This is a genomic window from Marinomonas posidonica IVIA-Po-181, from assembly GCF_000214215.1.
In the GTDB taxonomy this organism is placed as follows: Bacteria; Pseudomonadota; Gammaproteobacteria; order Pseudomonadales; family Marinomonadaceae; genus Marinomonas; species Marinomonas posidonica.
On the sequence record NC_015559.1, the window covers coordinates 723,578 to 743,657 of the forward strand.

15 protein-coding genes are annotated in these 20,080 nt (G+C 39.6%); 14 read left to right on the top strand and 1 reads right to left on the bottom strand.

Annotated elements, in window-relative coordinates; genetic code table 11:
- The first annotated feature begins 34 nt into the window (after positions 1–34).
- The 10 genes from MAR181_RS03325 (at position 35) to MAR181_RS03370 (ending at position 12,850) form a co-directional block, all read left to right on the top strand.
- Positions 35–700, top strand: a complete 666-nt coding sequence (locus MAR181_RS03325) for a substrate-binding periplasmic protein (RefSeq protein ID WP_144011280.1) — start codon at positions 35–37, stop codon at positions 698–700.
- 22 nt (positions 701–722) lie between these two features.
- Complete coding sequence (locus tag MAR181_RS03330) at positions 723–1,706, top strand: type VI secretion system-associated FHA domain protein (RefSeq protein ID WP_013795196.1); 984 nt, start codon at positions 723–725, stop codon at positions 1,704–1,706.
- Complete coding sequence (gene tssJ / locus MAR181_RS03335) at positions 1,703–2,206, top strand: type VI secretion system lipoprotein TssJ (RefSeq protein ID WP_013795197.1); 504 nt, start codon at positions 1,703–1,705, stop codon at positions 2,204–2,206. Before MAR181_RS03330 ends, tssJ begins: the two co-directional genes overlap by 4 nt.
- A gap of 19 nt (positions 2,207–2,225) precedes the next feature.
- A complete protein-coding gene (tssK, locus tag MAR181_RS03340; RefSeq protein WP_041651588.1) occupies positions 2,226–3,551 on the top strand; it encodes a type VI secretion system baseplate subunit TssK in 1,326 nt (441 codons plus the stop codon).
- A 4-nt stretch (positions 3,552–3,555) separates the two neighbouring features.
- Complete coding sequence (gene icmH, locus MAR181_RS03345) at positions 3,556–4,821, top strand: type IVB secretion system protein IcmH/DotU (protein ID WP_013795199.1); 1,266 nt, start codon at positions 3,556–3,558, stop codon at positions 4,819–4,821.
- A gap of 2 nt (positions 4,822–4,823) precedes the next feature.
- On the top strand, positions 4,824–8,198 hold the full coding sequence (tssM, locus tag MAR181_RS03350) for a type VI secretion system membrane subunit TssM (protein WP_013795200.1): 3,375 nt from the start codon (positions 4,824–4,826) through the stop codon (positions 8,196–8,198).
- Entirely contained in the window at positions 8,198–8,944 is a 747-nt protein-coding gene (locus tag MAR181_RS03355; protein WP_013795201.1) for a protein kinase domain-containing protein, read from the top strand. The genes tssM and MAR181_RS03355 overlap by 1 nt, the downstream gene beginning before the upstream one ends.
- Before the next feature lie 29 nt (positions 8,945–8,973).
- Positions 8,974–10,437 (top strand): ATP-binding protein, encoded by a 1,464-nt coding sequence (locus tag MAR181_RS03360; protein WP_049782699.1) that lies wholly within the window; start codon positions 8,974–8,976, stop codon positions 10,435–10,437.
- Between the two features lie 3 nt (positions 10,438–10,440).
- Positions 10,441–11,136: a response regulator gene (locus tag MAR181_RS03365; protein WP_013795203.1), complete on the top strand. Its 696-nt coding sequence runs from the start codon at positions 10,441–10,443 to the stop codon at positions 11,134–11,136.
- A gap of 142 nt (positions 11,137–11,278) precedes the next feature.
- Complete coding sequence (locus MAR181_RS03370; protein ID WP_013795204.1) at positions 11,279–12,850, top strand: coiled-coil domain-containing protein; 1,572 nt, start codon at positions 11,279–11,281, stop codon at positions 12,848–12,850.
- 40 nt (positions 12,851–12,890) lie between these two features.
- Here the strand turns inward: MAR181_RS03370 and MAR181_RS03375 are convergent, their stop codons facing one another.
- The gene (locus MAR181_RS03375) at positions 12,891–13,349 is read right to left on the bottom strand and encodes a regulatory protein RecX (protein WP_013795205.1); all 459 of its coding nucleotides are present in this window, start codon (positions 13,347–13,349) and stop codon (positions 12,891–12,893) included.
- Positions 13,350–13,540: 191 nt separating this feature from the next.
- On the opposite strand from MAR181_RS03375, the gene MAR181_RS03380 reads away from it, so the two are divergent.
- The 4 genes from MAR181_RS03380 to MAR181_RS03395 all read left to right on the top strand — a co-directional run bounded on the left by MAR181_RS03380 (position 13,541) and on the right by MAR181_RS03395 (position 20,025).
- Positions 13,541–14,791 (top strand): D-amino acid dehydrogenase, encoded by a 1,251-nt coding sequence (locus tag MAR181_RS03380; RefSeq protein ID WP_013795206.1) that lies wholly within the window; start codon positions 13,541–13,543, stop codon positions 14,789–14,791.
- 15 nt (positions 14,792–14,806) lie between these two features.
- Positions 14,807–15,907 (top strand): alanine racemase, encoded by a 1,101-nt coding sequence (gene alr / locus MAR181_RS03385; protein WP_013795207.1) that lies wholly within the window; start codon positions 14,807–14,809, stop codon positions 15,905–15,907.
- Between the two features lie 213 nt (positions 15,908–16,120).
- Complete coding sequence (gene alaS / locus MAR181_RS03390; RefSeq protein ID WP_013795208.1) at positions 16,121–18,736, top strand: alanine--tRNA ligase; 2,616 nt, start codon at positions 16,121–16,123, stop codon at positions 18,734–18,736.
- Between the two features lie 47 nt (positions 18,737–18,783).
- Positions 18,784–20,025: an aspartate kinase gene (locus MAR181_RS03395; protein WP_013795209.1), complete on the top strand. Its 1,242-nt coding sequence runs from the start codon at positions 18,784–18,786 to the stop codon at positions 20,023–20,025.
- The last annotated feature ends 55 nt before the right edge of the window (positions 20,026–20,080 follow it).

The following is a 20,080-nucleotide window of genomic DNA, read 5'->3' on the forward strand; positions in this document are numbered from 1 at the left end:
TCTATTGAGACGTTATTTTGTTGGTGTTGTTTTAATGATACTAACAGGGACAACTTATGCTGCAATTGAACGCTTGTCACTTGCTACTCAGGTTTGGCCACCATACCAAACGGTTAATGAGAAAACAGGGGAGATTGGCGGTGTTGCAGTGGAAAGAGTTCAATGCGCATTGCGTTTAATGAATCAACCATATGAAATCGTTTTTATGGCTTGGGATCGTGCGCAGCTTATGGTGCAAACAGGCAAAATGGATGGCTATTTTGCTGGCTCTAAAAGCACAACGAGAGCAGCTTATGCTGTTCCTTCTGCTGCAGTAGTGACGGATGATTTATCTTGGTTTGTTTTACCGAATATAAGCTTTGATATCGATGATGAAACTCAGAAATACAATCTTCGTTATGGGGCAAAGTTTAATACCAATAAATGGCTGTCTTTAAAACAAGAAGGCTATAACGTCATCAAAAAGCCAAGAGATGCAGACTCTCTACTTCAAATGCTTTGGCAAGGAGAGATCGATGTTGCCCTTGAATACCGGTATATTTTTGAATACTCCATGGAAAAAGCAGGAATGCCATTGAGCAATTTTAAGCGCGTTTCTAGAGGGACCTTAGATCAAGTGGTGCATTTCTCAAAAGATTTTATTCGAGAAAATCCAACATTTTTGGATTCTTTTAATGCGTCTTTAACATCGTGTCGTTGAAAACAGTTAATAAAGGTAGATTATGAGTATCAGCTTACAGCTCGTCGAGTTGCCTGAAAATGAGCAAGTTACAAGTAGACAGATTTCTCTACCTGATTCTGGTGGAACAATTGGACGTTCGTTTGACTGTACTATTCAGCTACCAGATTTTAACCGTTCTTTGTCTAGGGTTCATGCCGAAATCGTTTTATCTCAGAAAGGCCGTTATCAGCTGATTGACAGAAGTACGAATGGAGTCTACGTCAATGGCCGCTTAATTGGTAAAGGCGCTAAGCACACTCTTGCTGATGGCGATAATATTAAGATGGGGGCTTACACTCTTTTGGTGAGCGATATGGAATCGCTATTTGTACAAGAGGATATTCCTGTTTTAGATGAGAGTCTGGATGATCCTAACTCTGCTGTATTTGACGTGAAAAATTTAGAAATGGATTCTCCTATTAAAGCCAATAATCCTATAGATCAAAAGAGCTACAACTCACTTTTTAATGAAGAGGAAGCTGATGTACCCTCTTTTTCAAAAAAAAATGTGATGGAGGAAGATTCCTTTGGTTATGATCCATTTGAATCGATGCAAGAAGATCTACAGATGCGGGATCCTAATGAGGTCACGGAAGTAGATGAAGATGCCGAGGTGATACAATTTAATGCGAACGACTTGGCGGTCAGTACATACAATGAAGCAAGGGACGAAGAGAAAAGAGCATTGCACAATAGTGTCATGCAGTTGAACAAAATTATTGAACAACAGCAAAATACGCTCTCGGGTTCAATTGCCCATGAACGGTTAATGTCCTGCTTGGAAGCTACTTTTGAGAAGTTCATTGCAGAATTAAGCCCTGTTAATCTTGAGGACGAGTTTAATAGTTACCTTTCTGGTTGGGGGGCTAAGGATAAAAAATATTGGTCTTTATATAAAAAGCAGTTTATTCGTAAGCAAGAACGTGGCGAGTATTACCGTCAGTTTTATGCCTTGCTTTTTGAAGAACTTAGAGAGAAACGATGAAATTGAAATGTTTTAAATCCGTACTTTGTTATATATGGATTGTGATATTGGTTGGCTGTAGTAGTTCGGGGAGTTCACCTACTTTTTTACCTCCTTTTAAAGTGGAAGTTAATATTATACCAGCAGAAGATATTAATGTTTATTCAGACGGAAGCCCTCACCCAGTGGCAATTAGAGTGTATCAACTTAGAGAAATTGGGGCCTTCACTAAAAGTGAGTTCTTAGAACTTTATAATCAAGACCGAAGTGTTTTAAACGAAGCGCTAGTGGATATGATTAATATATCACCTGTATTACCAGGGAAAACACAGAAATTGACTTTGGATATTCAACAAGAGGCGCGTTATTTAGCGGTTTTGGCTGAATTTGCTAACTATAGACAGCTTGTCACCAAATCCTATATTAGCCTTGCGGATGATCCTGATGAAAACCCAGTTTATATAAGAATTACTAGTACAGAAATTGATATTAAACAACCAGTTGATGATTCCTGGTGGTAACTATTTTGAGGAGTTTAAATTGAGACGACATCGTAAAGTTGTATGGAATGAGGGGATGTTTATAGCCCCTCAACATTTTCAGCAACAAGAGCGCTACTTGCATCACTATGTTGAACAATACACTGCTCAATTTACCGGTGGAAATCGCTATGGTATCTCTACGTTGGAGATTGATAGTCACCGATTAACTATAGGGAAATTAGTGATATCTGAATGTTGTGGGGTTTTTCCTGATGGGACTTATTTTGAGAGTTTCCGTGAATTAGTGCTAGATATTCCTGCTGCGACATTAGAAAAACGTGTGTTTCTTGCTTTACCAATGTCCGTTGAAGGTGAAAATGAATACGGAGAATTGAAGGATTTATGTCGATACTCAAAGGTTTCAATTAATTTATTTGACTCGAGTGACTCGAGCCAAAGCTCTATCGAAACAACACTTGCGGAACCTAATGTTCGCTTAGTGTTAGAAGGTGACGAAATAACTGGAATGACGTTAATACCAATTGCTCGCGTGTTAGAGAAGCGTGAGAGTGGGGAAGTAATTCTAGATAAAGGGTTTATTCCTGCTTGTCTTCAGTACGGAGCGTCTCAGATTTTAGTTGAAAGAATCAAGGAGTTATTTGCATTGACTCAAGCTCGTGCCCAGAGCATTGCGCAGAGAATAGGGGCAGGACAAAATAGGAAAAGTGAGCAAAGTCTAATGAAAGAGTATTTATGGCTACAGGCCTTAAATCGCTGGCTTCCTTGGCTACATTTAGCACTTAATAATTCCAATATGTTATTGGAAGAGCTCTATGAAGGTCTAGTTCGCTATTCTGCTGAGCTAAAAAGTTTTGAACCCAATGTTGCAGATTTACCTGAACCGTTAATAAAAGACGACTTGAAAGCTGTTTTTTCGAAAGTGTTTTCAGCATTACGTTCACAGCTATCCATGGTGCAAAGTGATAGTGTTGCCGAATTTAAATGGGATACAAATTTATTTGAAAAACGTAGATTATTGAGAACATCTGTACCAAATATTCACTTGATGGAAAATCGTCGATTTGTATTGGCAGTAGAATCTTCAATTGGAGCTTCGACATTAGCCCAAGTATTCCCTAGTGCTTGTACATTATCTGGTATTACGCAAATTGCAGAACTGGTCCGAAATGGCCTTTCTGGTATAGGGCTTAGTGTTCTTCCAATTGCGCCAAATGAGCTTAAAGCGCGTGCAGATATGTGTTATTTCGAAATAGATACAGGTCATGCTTTTTGGCAAGAGATTAAAAATAAACGTGAAGCAATTACTCTGCATGTTGATAGCCGAGTTCCTGATGTAGCCTTAATACTATACGCTTTGGGGTAAGTTGATGAACGATTTCTTAGATGAAGAAACGGTTGCGTTTAAGATTGAATCTGATGAAAAGAGTCAAATTAATGACGACGGATATGAGATTTTAGACAATGCTAACCCGTTAAAGAATGCCTCTAGATATGCTATCGATTTGCAAAAATATCAATTTTTCGATAACAAAATATTAAGTGCTAGCTCAGAACTTTTATCTATCGCAGTTTCAATTGCTCGTATACAGGCTCCTGAAGATATGTATCTTTTTAGAGCTGGGCTTAAAAGGGCGGTAGCTGATCTAAAAAACAAAGTTGCAGCATTAGATTATCCTCCTTCTGTAGCAGATAAAGTCTGCTTTCTATTTTGTATCATGCTTGATGAGCAGGTTTTACATAGTAGTTGGGGGGAAGAGTCTGGTTGGGAAAATCAAACTTTGGTCAGCGAGTTATTTGGGATGAAAAATGGTGGTGAGCAATTTTATTTGATTGCTGAAAGAGCTTTATCACAACCTATTTTATTAGTCGATTTAATTGAACTGATTTATATACTTCTTAAAATGGGCTTTAGGGGGCAATATCGAGTCAATAGTAACAATCAACTTGAAAGTCTATTAAAGCGTCTTGAAAATGCAATTTTTTCTCAATTGCATATTGTTGAAAAGAAAGATGGGTATGGGGTTGGCCTTTCTGAAGACATTAGTAAAGTTAAGTTTACAAAACCTAAGCCTCCCGTTAAATATTGGCGCCAGTTTTTATTGTTTATTTTGCTCATTATTTCTGTGCTGGTAGCAATATCATATTGGTATGAAGAAACACTATCGCAAAGAGGTAGAAGCTTTTATGGATTGGAGAGTTTTACGGAAGAATACTATAGGCCAAAAGGAGACGGTAAAGAATTTACTTATCTCAGTACACCAGAAGAAATGGCTTCTAATAAAAAAGTAACGCTTACTTCTAAATCCAATGAAACAGTGACAACAAATGACCTATCTACTAGCTTGAAATCAGAGCAAAAAACGGTCAGTTCGATTTCAGGGAGTAATAACGCTGATGGAACTGAATCTTGGATTGTTCAAATTGCAACTTATTCAACGCTTTTGGCAGCGAATAACTATGTGTTAAAAATTGATGCTGTTGTCAAAGATGCAAAAATTATTAAGTCGAATAAGTTGTTTAAGGTCGTAGTTGAAACGGATAATAAAAATACAGCAAATAATATCCTGAAAAAAGTGAAAGCATTTGGTGTTGATGATGCTTTTATCATTCATAGTACTAAAGTTAGGCAGTGAAAATGAGAAAAGAAAAAAATAAGGCCGTATTTTTTTTAGTGATAATGCTAGCTTTCTTAATCTTATCATCATGTGCGCTATGGTTTTTTGACTTGTTTTCTATGGAAATATATTGGGCTTTATTTTTAGAAATATTCGGAGTTATATTATTTAGTGCGCTTTTATCTTGGATTTGTATGCGCTTATTTCTAAAGGAAAAAGAAGATCAGGCTGATAAGAAAATAATTGAGTTCCATAAACGCCGCCTTAAGAAAGTGTTCAATCAAGCCTGGTATAAGCAGGCAAAGTCGAATAGCTCTCCATACCAATTCCCTTGGTATTTTTTTATAAGTGATAACAGTGAGAAGGAAGATGTTTTAATAGAAAAGATGGGTTTTGAAGCGATTGAAGGCGACGAGGCCGATGTTTCTAATTCACCTATTAAATTTTGGTTAAGTGATACTAGTGTCTTGGTATCATTTTCTCTTTCCTCTAAGGCCGATTCTTTCCAAGAACAAGTTGATTACTTAATTCAACTGATTGCGAAAAAACGTGAAAGACAAGCTATAAATGGCGTAATAACAGCCTTAAATGTTTCTGACTTATTATCTTTAGATGATATGGAGGTCAGTGACTGTAGTAAGCGTTATCGTAGTTTTATTAAAATGCTAAATAATAGGTTCGGATTATCACTTCCTATATATAGCCTTTTTACACATATGGCCGAGATTACGGACTTTTGCGAGGTATTTTCGACGCTAGATGAAAAGGCACGAGAGAAACCATTTGGTGCTTTAATGCCTGTCACTTCTTTAAAGGGCTTCGATAAGGAGTGGTTTGATAATAGTTTTGATACTATTCAAAAGGACCTTTCTAACAGTATTAGTCTTTTTTTAACCAAACAATTGAATTCAGAGTATAGGGAATCGTTGATCTCCGGATTATTTCAAATCAATGCATTAAGAACGGATCTTGAGGGGTTCTTAGAGCGTTTGTTTTATGAACATCACTATGATGATAAGCCTCTATATTTTCGAGGTTATTTTTTTGTGAATGCTGGACAAGAAAGTAGTCATACCGATCTTCTGAGTATGATGCATGCGTCAGATCTTGGTTATCAAAAGTTTTCAACATCAAATTCTAATGGCAGTAGCTTGAGTCTTTTTAATAAAGATTTAGTGCGAAAGTATATTGTTAGAGAGAGTAAAATAGTTGGAGTTAACAGAAGAAAAGAAACGGTATTTAGACTTACAAAGACGTTTGTTTATTCTGGTCTATTTTGTACTTTTATTGGCTTTTTGGTGTTAATAAAAGCAAATTTCGACTATCAACAAACTCTAGATCAAAATGCTAATATCCAATTAGATCAGTATAAAGAAAACTTGAAGTCTAACGTAATAATTTCTGATGATTTATCGTCTCCTGTTTTTAGTGTATATGAACTAAGAGAGATTTATTTATCATATCAAGCGGAAACACCTTGGTATGTGACAGATTACCTTCCTGATTCAAGTATAGAAAAAGTTGTAAAAAATGCATATTACTCAGAGCTTAAAGGTGTCTTACTTGATTTGATGAATGACTATTTAATGAAGGATATGTTTGTTTATAGTAAGTTGGATGATAAGGTGAAATCCCTTCAATTACTCAATATATATCAGATTCTTTTTGATCCGCACCGTGAAGATGTTGATGTTCTCGTTAATTATTATGTCAATGCTTTAACTGAGGAAGGCGAAGGTGAAGGCTTGTTGTTAAACCGATTTGCCGTTCTTGCAAAAGACCTTTTTGCAACCACAGCAATACCTGAAAGTAAAAATATAGCATTAGTTGAGCTTGTTAGATCTTCTTTGACATCCGAAGATATGAGTGAACTGCTGTACCAGCATATATTGCAACATCCCGATTTTAGAAAACGTATCGATTTAAGAAAAAAATTAGGACCGTCTTATCAAGATGTATTCAATTTTAAAGATGGCTATAGTGGCTATCTAATTCCTTACCTATTTACGGCTGAAGGTTTTAAGGATTTATATACATCCACAGGGTTTGAACTAGCAAGTGAAGCAATTCAATCTTATGAAGGTGTGATGGGGCGCTTAAATGGAGAAGCTGAAATAAATCGAATAAATCGACAACTCCGAGATCGTTATATTGAAGATTATATTCGTTACTGGAAAGACTTTGCGTCCAACGTAGAGTGGGTTCCAACACAAGGCTGGGGGGATTCTAAACAGCAATTATTGATAGCTTCGGATGCTATATTTTCACCCTTGACGTACTTTTATAAATTGATCGATGAAAATACCAGGTTGAAATTTTCTGATTCAGCAGGAGAAGATCCCAAAGCACTTGTGGATGAAATGCTGAAAGATCAAAAAGAAACGGCGAACCGTGTTGCATTGTCAATTCAAACACCTTTTGCGTTTATTAATAAACTTGTTAGTTCGGATGACACAGGGCAAAGCCAATTAGGTTTGGCATTATCTCAAATGAAGAAGACCCTCTCTTGGGTTGAGCAATATAAGGATGTTAAAAGCCGAGAGTTGTATTTTTTCGAACAGTTAAATGATGCGGATTCCAGTAACCCTTTATCTTTGTTATCCGAAATGTCTGTTGATTATCAGGATGAGATTTTACCTAAATTATTAGAAGGTCAAGCTTATAATATTAATAATTTAGCAATGAAAGAGGTCGAAAACAAATTGGACAAAGACTGGGGGGATGTTTTCTCATTTTATAATAAATATCTTAAGGGTCGTTATCCAGTTAGTAAAACGTCTTCGAAAGACATTAATATATCAGACTTTAAAGCTTTCTTTGGTGATACTGGGGTTGTGAATTCATTTCTTAATAAATATCAAAGTAACTTTGATCCATCTGAAAATGATGAGCTAGTGATAAACAGCTTTTTACCGAATCAATACATAGTGATTAGTGAAAGGTTTAAAAGCTTTGTAACATCTTGGAAAAATGTTAGGAGCACTTTGTTTGATAAGGGGGTTCCTAGCTTTACTTTTTATATGAAAGCAGAGTCTCTCTCTCCCGATCTGACCAAACTCACTGTTTCTGGTGAGGGGAGCTTATTCAGTTACTCTAATGGGCCTGCATTATGGAAGAAATTAGAGTGGCCTACCGCGGCGAACGTCACCTCAGAACTTATGGTTAAACTAGAAGATACTGAAGGTAATGCTTATGTGAATCGAGTTGATGGTGTTTGGAATTGGATGAGATTAATTGACCTAATGGGCGGAGCCAGGTTACCAGGTTCTGACGATGTGTCTTTGGTATATAAGAATAATAAGAGCAAGGCAATTTTACGAATTAAGTCAGACTCAGAATTTAGTGCTCTTATGCCAGACTTTTTTTCTGGGTTGCAAGTACCTGATATTTTGTAATGTTTGATTTAGATAGCTGGTTACAATCACAAAAGAGGTTTAGCTTAGACTATCTTCGTTTAGGTCACAAAGTCGCGAAAATAACGTGTCTTGAATCTGGTGATAGTTGCAGAATTAAATGGAGTAATTCTTCTTTAGAGTATCAGCTTTTACAGCAAGAATCTCTTTGGTTAAGACGTTTGTTTAGGAATCAAAAATATAACATTAAAAAAAATTTCCAAGGTAATTTTTTTTATATTTTTGATTTTTATGAAGGGGTTGATGTTTCTAAGTTGCTGGCGCTCGATTCTATGCAGGAACCTGAGCCTAATGCGTATGATTTTACGGAAATAGCGTGCTTGTTATTTGAAGAAATTATCCAGCTACATAGGTTTGGTATTGTTCATTCTGATTTAAAGCCGCAGAATATCTTATATTATAAAGGGAAGATTCGTATTATTGATTTTGGCAGTGCTGGTTGGCTTGGTAGTGCTATTTCTCTTAAGAAAGTGTTTTCCTATTCAAAATATTTTTCTTTGCCGAATGTGTTGTCTTATAAAGCGTATCATACGGATTTTGATTGGTATGCGTTTTTTCTAATTCTAAGTGTTCTTTTTGATCGTGAATTAGCCTCATTAAAACAAATGGCCCCAGCTGATTTTTCTGAAAAATGTATGTCTTTTCTAGATGAAATGAGTCTTCAGGCACAAGATAGGTTAATTTTAGAACGTGCACTCTCTTCAATCTCCAATAGCCTATTAAAGTAGAGTGCCATTATTTTTTGGTGGGTAATACTGTGAGCAATAAAATTTTCCCCAATAGTTTTACTATTTTTCATAAATTAATGACTACCTTTTTGATTCTATCGATCGTGCTATTAGCATCGACTTTGTTTCTTGCTAGATGGAGCTTCGAGAAAGGTTTTTTAGACTACCCTAATGCATTGGAGCAAGTTAGACTTCAAATAATTTCCAATGATTTGATTCTTGAGTTTGAAAGTGCAGGGCGTGATTGGCATAAAGTATCAAAAGTAAAAGTTAACGAAATATTGAAATCATTACCCCGGCCAAAACATAGAGATCCCTCAACTCCTATTTCATCTATACCTACAAATAATAATGATGGAAAGTCCATGCCACGTGTATTTGTGCTACCAGGGGGGAAAAGAAAAGGGCCTTCAACTGCTTTATTTGATGGAGATGGGGGGTTTTTAATAGGATCAGATTTATTATTGAATATAGAAGATAATCGAATAGTGTCTGTCCCTCTTATACAGAATGGAAAGGTTATCGCGATTTTAAAGAGTATACCCGTACACCATTTTAGTGAGACTATACCGACAGAATTTTCAAAAAGACAGCGGAATCTTAGTTTCTGGGTTGGTGGTGTTGGTCTAGTTCTCGCTATTGCTATTTCATGGTTTCTTGCTTTATTTCTATCTCAACCTCTAAAAAGTATTATGAGAGCAATTGCTAGTCTTTCCAATGGTGACTTTTCTATAAAGCTAGAGAGGCGTGGAAAAGATGAAATAGGTCAATTAATTGATAATGTAAATATTTTATCTAAAACACTAGAAAGTAGCAGAGAGTCACGACGTCATTGGTTAGCGAATATTTCTCATGATTTACGAACGCCGATTACTATTTTAGCTGGAGAAATTCAATCACTCAAAGATGGTGTTCGTAAATTTAGTCAAGAACGATTAGATTCTCTTGAACAAGAAGTTTTTCATTTGCGAAAATTAACCGATGATCTTTATCAATTGTCTATTTCTGATATTGGTGGACTTCGTTATGAATTTTTAAATGCACAGCTTAATGAGTTGATGGAAGCTATTGTGTCATCTTATGATAACACTGCAACTGATTATGGTCTCAAACTTTGTTACCAAGGAGAACCAGCAATCGCTTCAATTGATTTTGCACGCCTTTCTCAACTTTTTTCGAATATTCTTTCAAATAGTATTTCCTACACTGATGCCCCAGGAAATATTCAAGTTCGACTTTTTAAAGATAAATACTTCGCTATTATTAAGATTGAAGACAGTTATCCAAGTGTTTTAGACAAGAATTATGACAAATTATTTGATCCATTATTTCGACAAGATACCTCAAGAAATATGAGAAAAGAGGGGTCAGGTTTAGGGTTAGCAATTTGTAAGCAAATTGTTGAAGCACACCAGGGGCAGATTTCGGCAATGCCATCCCACTTGGGTGGGCTTAAATTGATAGTAAAAATTCCATTGGCAAAAGAGCAGTAGACTATGGGCACGAATGTTATTTATATAGTTGAGGATGAAGAGAAGATAGCAAACATCTTGTTTGACTACTTAAATAAAGATGGTTTTGAGCCACATATTATTCTTGATGGGACTCATGCAGCGGAGAGGATTATCCAGGATAAGCCTAATTTAGTTATATTGGATTTAATGTTAAGTGGCAAAAGTGGTTTCGATATATGTAGTGAAGTTCGTCAAGTTTCTAATGTGCCTATTATCATGCTGACTGCACGAATTGATGAGAAGGATCGTATTCTTGGTCTTAACATTGGAGCGGATGACTATGTATGTAAACCTTTTTTACCTGGTGAGGTGGTTGCAAGAGTTGAAGCTATCTTGCGAAGAGTAAATGGCGTTAAACACGAAGAAGTAAGTTCAAAACGCTTTTTGTCCTATCAAAATGTGACGCTTGATACGGAATCTTTATCTTGTCTTGTAGATGGTAGTAAGGTAGATCTTACGCCTATTGAGTTTAGGTTATTACAGGTTATGATGCAGAGGCCGAAACGCGTCTATTCGCGTGACAGTTTAATGGATATTTGTTACTTAGATGATCGTATTATTAATGATCGTACCATTGATAGTCATATGAGAAATCTTAGAAAAAAAATTAAAAACTTTTCAAGTCTTGATGATGATTTGATTCATACTGTATATGGAGTCGGTTACAAAGTTGAGTGATTGTATTTATTAGGTTCTAATGCCTGCTTTTTGGGCTTTTACGATAGAAGCGTTAAGAAATGTAGGTTTTATGGTGTCATGAGTCAGAAACTTCTATGATTAGTCATAGGGGTTATTGACTGATAAATAGGAAGATTGCGCTATGTTGGTTTGGCAGTGGGGATTAATTGCAACCAGTGTGATGTTGGCAGTGGTGTTTGTTGTGCTTGTGGTGCGTTATTTATCACTGAGAAAACAACTGAATGCCGATGAAGCAGATAATGATGAACATCATAATGAAGATAATGATGAGCCTCTAACAGATTCTGCTCAAACCTTTGAGAAAGAGCAGTGGTTGGTGTTGTTGAAGCAGCAAAAACTCATTTGTGGCGAGTTGTTAAATAAATTAGAAAAAGAGGATTTTCAAGGACGAGCTTCGTTATCTTGCTGGTCTATTTTTTTAGATGTTGAAATGAAAATTATCGAAGAAGGGCTTGACGATGTAGACGTGATTTCCTTGTTAAGTGCATTCAAGAACATTCTCGACAAAATAGATAAGGCACAAGAGATTGATGCTTTACTGAAATCCCTCAAAGTGAACCAATCAGTATTGCGCGAGCTGAATAAAATCATTCAGAAAACGGGCGATAAAATTTTCAATCAGGTCAATATTACAACAGATCTAAATACCCAGCTGGATAAGCTGCAGGCGCAACTCGCAAAAGAAGCTGAACTGGATGAATCCCTAGGTCTGTTGCGGTCTGAAATCGCTAGTATGTTTGAATTGGCTGAACGCCTCAAGCGGCACTTGGATGATGTGAAAAAGAGTGGCGTAGCGCCTGAGTATATCGAAGCACTTGAAGATTTTTTAGGTGGCGTAGACGAATCGGACTTTTTGAATTCTGTAGGTTCAGAAATGGATGATAAAGTGGCAGATCTTAAGCAGCTCGCCGCCAACCAGAAAGCCATTATTGAAGAGCTGAAAATGCAAATGCGTCAGCTTAAAGGTGATGGCAATGATCGTCATATTGGGGAATATGATATTTCCATTGCTCGTCTTGAGAAGTCTTTGTTGGAAAGTAGTCGAGTGATTAAGCGCTTAGAATCAAAGCTTGAGAATCTACATAATATTAAACATAACTTGAACATTGACCTTGTTAAGCGTGATGAAGCGCTGGCAGAAAAGACGGCTCAGTTGGCAAATAGTGATCCAACAGGTAATGACATTTATAGCGTGATTGATGAAGAGTTAAGTACCATGAGAAATATGGAAGATTTACTTTCTCAAGGGGGGTTAACGGAAGCGTCAGATGCGTTTGCAACAGAGCAAGCATCAAAAATCAAAGAGTTGCGTCAAATGGTAAATGATTCAGAACTTTATGTTGAGGTTTTGGAGCGTGATTTAGAGAAAGCACGAGTGCTTCGTGAAAGCCTTGAATATAAATTGAGTCATCCTGAGTCGCTGACGAATCCAGAATTTCAAGATAGTGATGTTTTATTGGAAAAAGAGTTGGATGAGCTTGAGAATCTTCGAGAAATAAACGATGAGCTTGAAGCGGAACGAAAGCGTTTAACCACTGAGTTGTATGATGGACAGGCACAAACAGAAGAGTTTTCTAAATTGCGTCATAAAGTGGATGAATTAGATAAGAAAATCGATTCTGTTCAGCAAAGCTATGTGGAGATGGAGGAAAAATATCTCAATGCCATGATGGCAGGGGAAGATGGTCTGTAGTCCTCCATTTTTGTGGTGAGTTTTATGTTGGGAAGGATAATTAGCTTTCTCTATCCGATTGTGAAAGAGCGTATTGAATTTGCTCATAATCAAAGCCTCTATATTGTAAATGGCGCATCTGCTTTGATTTTTCTTTATAGTCTTGGGTGGATTCCTCACCAAATTTGCGAATCTTTGCGTCTTTGGCTAATTCATACCAGTCGAACTCCGCTTCCTCTATGGCGTTCTTGGCGATGTCACTAGAGAGGCCTTTTTGCAGTAATTCTTGTTTAATTCGAGTAGGGCCAAGCGATCGATTGGCTTTGCTTCTCACATAAATCTCGGCAAATCGTTCATCATTTAAGTAGTTCAATTCTTTTAGTTGACGAATTGTGTTGTCAATATCCTCCTCAGAATGGCCCTTTTGTTTTAGTTTTACGGCAATTTCTGCACAAGCGTGCTCTCTTTGATTTAGTAGGAGTAAAGCGTGCTCATAGGTCGTCAATTGTGGTGTGTGCATAGTGCTATCTTCTGTGTTTTTGACATTGTGCCATTGTCATTAACTAAAATCACCAAATTGAATAGTTTGAAAACCTTTAAATTATAATATTTATGGTTTTTGTATCTAATAATCTATTTTAATTTGGTAGGTAAAACTGCTTTCTGTGTGTAAATATAGTCTAAATGACTTATTGAATTGTTGGAGGGCGTATGCAGGTCTGTGTATTGGGGGCTGGCGTTGTTGGTTTAACATCGGCTTACTATTTGGCTAAAAAAGGATTTGAGGTGACGGTATTAGATCGTCAGCCTAGTGTGGCTTTAGAGACAAGCTTTGCTAATGCTGGACAAATATCGCCAGGTTATTCAGCACCTTGGGCGGCTCCTGGTATTCCGTTAAAGGCCATTAAGTGGCTTATGCAGAAGCATGCTCCATTGAAGATTAGCCCTGAGCCAGAAATGAAAAAATTGCTGTGGATGGGGAAGATGCTTTCTCAATGCACGGAGGGTGCCTATAACATCAATAAATCCCGCATGATGGCATTGGCTGAGTATAGCCGAGATCAATTTATCGGTTTGCGAAAAGAGTTGGGAATTCAATATGATGATGGACAAGGTGGAACGCTGCAATTGTTCCGTAAAGATGAGCAGGTAGAAGCGGCTGCAAAAGACATTAAGGTGTTACGGGCACTGAATGTACCTCATCAAATGCTGACGCCTGAGCAGGTGGTTGTAGCGGAGCCCGGTTTGGCCTCTGTCATTGATAAATTTAAAGGTGGCTTAAAGCTCATAGGTGATGAGACGGGTGATTGTTATCTGTTCTGCCAATCTCTAAAAGCGGAGTGTGAGGCCTTGGGAGTGCAATTCCAGTTCAATACAGATATCCAGTCATTGTCGGTTGAGGCTGGCAAAGTCCGAGGGGTGTTTACTCAACATGGTTTGCAAGCGTTCGACACGGTTCTCGTGAGTTTAGGTAGTTACTCTAAAGAATTGTTAAAGGCCTGCGATATTGATATTCCGGTGTATCCGGTAAAGGGGTACTCCTTAACGGTGCCAATAACCAATGACGCCTATGCCCCTGTGTCTACTGTAATGGATGAGACCTATAAGGTCGCTGTGACTCGTCTTGGTAACCGAATTCGTGCCGCTGGTACGGCGGAGTTAGCGGGTTATAACCTAGATTTACCGAAATCCAGAACCGAAACGATCAGTCATGTTGTAGAGGATTTATTTGGCCAAGGTTGTCAATTGTCTGACGCTGAATATTGGACCGGACTTCGCCCAATGACGCCAGATGGCACGCCAGTGGTAGGGGCGACTGAGGTTAATGGATTGTATTTGAACACAGGTCATGGAACGCTCGGCTGGACAATGAGTTGTGGCTCTGCAGCAGTGATTGCGGATATCATGGCGGGCAATAATACAGAGGTCGATTCAACTGATCTCGCGGTAGCACGTTATTAGTAGTAAGGAATATGTATGGCTAGGCCTCTTGTTGCTAGCATCGATTTAGATGCAATTTTGTATAATTATCAGTTTGCCAAGAAGCTGCAACCGAGCTGTAAAGCTTTTGCCGTGGTGAAGAGTAATGCTTACGGTCATGGTGCTGTGGCGGTTTCTCGCCATCTTGATGAGCAAGTAGATGCTTTTGCGGTGGCAACGATAGAAGAAGCCATTGAATTGCGTGAAGCGGATGTGAAATCGCCAATTATGTTGCTGGAAGGGGTATTTGAACAGAGCGAATGGGCTTTGTGTGAGCAGTATGGTTTTTGGGCTGCAATTGAAAATGAGCAGCAATTATCTTGGCTGATCGAGTGTCAGGTAAATATAGAAAAAGTGTTTGTTAAGCTGGATTCAGGAATGCATCGTTTAGGTGTCGATAAAACGACGGTCAATGATTTTGTGGTGCGATTGCGTCAAAGTGGCTTGGTGGATCAAGTCTTGTTAATGACGCACTTTTCATGTGCCGATGACTTATCGGATATGACCACCATGGAGCAATTGGCTTATTTTGAAAGTGCACGACGCGATATTGGAGAGATTGATGCCAGTGTGGCAAATTCAGCGGCAATTATGAAATGGTCTGTTCCTGAGGGGGGGTGGATCCGCCCTGGTATCATGTTATATGGTATTTCCCCTTTTGCAGGGGTGCCTGGAGTGCAGTTGGGGTTGAAGCCAGCAATGACCTTGACCTCGAAAATCATTTCAGTTCGACATTTGCAAAAAGGTGATCAAGTTGGCTATGGCCGAACCTATCAAGCAGGGGAAGCTCATCAGCTCGCCACCGTCGCAGTGGGCTACGGTGATGGTTACCCGAGGGTGACGGAAAATGGTGCACCATTAAAAGTATCGGGTCAGTCTGCCCATCTTGCAGGACGGGTATCAATGGATATGATCACGGTACGTTTGACCCCCTCTAGCGATTTGGTTATGGAAGCGGGTCAAGAGGTTGTGTTGTGGGGCGGTGATGTGCCGGTTGAAGAGGTGGCGGATTATGCTGGCACCATAGGCTATGAGGTGGTGACTCGAATGACTTCTCGGCCTCATTACCATTACTTTTCGGCGAGTGAATCAGCCTAATCTTCTTGTTAAACCCCTCTTTTCAGTCTGAAAAGAGGGGTTTGTGTAGGATTTGCACAAAATAAGCTTAAAATTCCTGCGGTTTCTTTTGAAAATACCTATCCTTTGCGTGTACTATTTTGTGCTTTTCGTTGCATAGTAGCCGCATTCTTTTTATCGCGGCTAGCGCAGCCCTATTCGTCCAGAAATATAGAGATAGAGACTCACCCCATTATGAAGAGTTCTGAGTTACGCCAATCGTTCTTATCTTACTTCGAAAGTAAGCAACACCAGATAGTTGATTCTAGCTCCTTAGTACCAGGCAATGATCCAACTTTGCTGTTTACTAATGCTGGTATGGTGCAATTTAAAGATGTGTTTTTAGGCGATGATATTCGTCCTTATACTCGTGCAACCTCATCTCAACGTTGTGTTCGTGCTGGTGGTAAGCACAATGACTTGGAAAATGTTGGTTACACGGCGCGTCACCACACTTTCTTTGAAATGTTGGGTAACTTTAGTTTTGGGGACTACTTTAAGAAAGAGGCCATTGGCTTTGCTTGGGAGTTTTTAACTCAGGTATTAAAATTGCCAACTGAAAAATTGTTGGTGACAGTGTACGCAGACGACGACGAAGCGTTTGATATCTGGCACAAGCAAATTGGGTTGCCGACGGATAAGATAATTCGTATTGGTGATAATAAGGGTGGCCGATATCAATCTGATAATTTCTGGGCAATGGGAGACACAGGTCCTTGTGGTCCTTGCTCAGAAGTATTTTATGATCACGGTGAGCACATTTGGGGTGGGCCTCCAGGGTCAGCGGAAGAAGATGGTGATCGTTTTATTGAGATTTGGAACGTCGTCTTCATGCAATTCAATCGATCTGCAAACGGTGATATGTCACCACTTCCTAAGCCTTCAGTGGATACTGGTATGGGCTTGGAGCGTATCGCGGCGATTTTGCAAGGTGTACACAGTAACTACGAGATTGATTTGTTCCAAAATCTAATTAAGGCCTCTGCTGAAGTTGTAGGTACTGATGATTTGCAAGCGCAATCTCTACGCGTTATTGCTGACCATATCCGTTCTTGTTCTTTCATGATTGTGGATGGTGTTGTGCCGTCAAATGAAGGTCGTGGCTACGTTTTACGTCGTATCATTCGCCGTGCAGTACGTCATGGGAATAAATTAGGTCAGGCAAAACCTTTTTTCCATAAATTGGTTGCCGCACTGGATGCTGAAATGGGCGATGCGTACCCAGAATTGCGTAAGTTAAAAGAACGTGTGACAGCGATTTTATTGAAAGAAGAAGAGCAATTCGCAAAAACGCTTGATCAAGGGATGCGAATTTTAGAAGAAGCCATTGAAGGTTTGGCGGGCAGCAAAGTGTTGCCAGGTGAAGCGGTTTTTAAACTTTATGATACCTATGGTTTTCCAGCCGACTTGACCAATGACGTTGCGCGTGAAAATGGTTTGGAAATCGATGAAGAAGGTTTTGAGGCTGCGATGGAAGCTCAACGTGCTCGTGCTCGTTCAGCCAGTAACTTCACTATGGATATGTCCGGTAGCCTTGATTTGGACGTACAAACAGAGTTCACCGGCTATGATCAGTTAGAAGATCGGTGTGTGGTGGAAACTATCTTGCTTGATGGCGAGACGGTTGAGTTTGTTGAAGCGGGTCAGCAAGCGGTTGTGATATTGAAAAATACGCCTTTTTATGGCGAATCGGGTGGCCAGGTTGGCGATCAAGGTTGGCTGAGTGGCGGTGTGGCTTTCAAAGTTGCTAATACTACTAAACAGGGTAAAGCGCATTTGCATCATGGTGAGTTAAAAGAAGGGCGTTTGTCAGTAGGGGATAGTGTAACAGCGGAAGTAGATCGTTCTATGCGTCAAGCCACTGCTTTGAACCACTCGGCGACACATTTAATGCACGAGGCCTTACGCCGTGTATTAGGGGATCATGTGGTGCAAAAAGGGTCTTTGGTTGATTCTGAGCGTTTGCGTTTTGATTTCTCTCATTTTGAAGGCGCTACTGCGGCGGAGCTTGAGCAAATTGAAGACATGGTGAATGAGCAGATTCGTCTAAATCGCCCAGTTGAAACCGAGCTAATGGACATCGAGGCCGCGAAAGCAAAAGGCGCGATGGCCTTATTTGGTGAAAAATATGATAGTCAGGTTCGTGTTTTGACCATGGGGGCGGACTACTCTATTGAACTTTGTGGTGGTACTCACGTTAAGCGCACGGGCGATATTGGTCTGTTTAAAATTTTGACGGAGAGTGGTATTGCCGCTGGTGTTCGTCGTATCGAAGCGGTGACTGGTAAAGCGGCGGTAGAGGCTAGTCGCTCCATCGAGAGCGCGTTAAATCAGGTGGCGGGACTTGTCAAAGGCAATAAAGATACTGTACTTGAAAAAGTAACGGTACTAAATGACCAAGCTCGTGCTTTGCAAAAAGAGTTGGATGCCATTAAAGGTAAATTGGCTGCTATGGCTGGAGCTGATTTAGCGTCTCAGGCGGTAGATATTCGTGGCGGCAAACTGCTGGTTGCACAAGTTGAGGCGGATCCCAAAGCACTACGCGATATGCTAGATCAATTGAAGAGTAAGCTGGAATCCGCAGTGATTTTGTTGGCGTCAGTGAATGACGGTAAAGTGAGTTTGATTGCTGGTGTGACGAAAGAGCTGACTAAACAGGTAAAGGCAGGTGATCTTATTAAGATGGTTGCACCTTTAGTCGATGGCAAAGGTGGCGGTCGTCCTGACATGGCTCAAGCCGGTGGTAATAATCCAGATGCGCTACCAAGTGCTCTTGCCTCAGTGCCTGATTGGGTTGCTGAAAGAGTTTAAGATGTTTGGCCCGATGAGTCGGGCTCTTTTTAGGTAATGATAAGACTATGGCGTTGTTAGTTCAGAAATACGGTGGTACTTCAGTCGGTACGATAGAGCGTATCGAAGCGGTGGCTGATCGAGTGCAGAGGCATAAGCAGCAAGGTGATGACATTGTTGTGGCCGTGTCCGCGATGAGTGGCGAGACCAATCGCTTGATTGAATTGGCGAAAAGTGTTCAATCCACACCCGATGCACGCGAGATGGATGTGTTGCTGTCTACGGGGGAGCAGGTAACGATTGCTTTGTTATCTATGGCGTTGATGAAACGCGGGATTGATGCTCGTTCGTATACTGGTTCACAAGTACGTATTACGACTGACAATGCTCATGGTAAGGCTCGTATTCAAGAGATTGATACAGAGGCGATGAAAGCTGATCTTGCTCAGGGCCGAGTGTTGGTTGTGGCAGGTTTTCAAGGGGCGGATGAGTTTGGCAATATTACCACGCTTGGTCGAGGTGGGTCTGACACTACTGGTGTTGCTCTGGCTGCGGCATTAAATGCCGATGAGTGTCAGATTTATACCGATGTGGATGGTGTATACACAACAGATCCTCGTGTGGTGGACAGTGCCCGTCGATTAGAAAAAATTACCTTTGAAGAAATGCTAGAGATGGCCAGTCTCGGTTCTAAGGTGTTACAGATTCGATCTGTTGAATTTGCTGGTAAGTACCAAGTGCCGTTACGTGTACTGTCCAGTTTTAAAGATGGTGAAGGCACGCTAATTACAACTGATGGGGAACTTGATATGGAACAAGCTGCGGTTTCAGGAATTGCCTTTAATCGAGATGAGGCTAAGCTTACTTTGAAAGGTGTCCCAGATATTCCTGGTGTGGCATCAAGAATTCTTGGACCAATCAGTGATGCCAATGTTGAAGTGGATATGATTGTACAGAATGTGTCAGTAGACGGTACAACCGATTTTACTTTTACGGTACATCGTAATGAATATGAATTGGCTTTGAAGACATTAAATCAAATTGCTGAAGAGTTGGGCGCGAAATCCGTATTGTCTGACGCTAAGATTGCTAAAGTATCGATTGTTGGTGTGGGGATGCGGTCTCATGCTGGAGTGGCGAGTACTATGTTTAAAGCCTTGGCGGAAGAGTCCATCAATATTCAGCTAATTTCTACTTCAGAGATTAAAGTGTCGGTGATTATCGACGAGAAATACATGGAATTGGCGGTGCGAGCATTACATTCTGCTTTCAAATTGAGTGATTCTGAAGCAGGTGTTAGCGAAGCGTAACAAATGAATACATAATCCTTGTTTTTTGTGATGGTTTAATTTCTGTTGAGCGGCT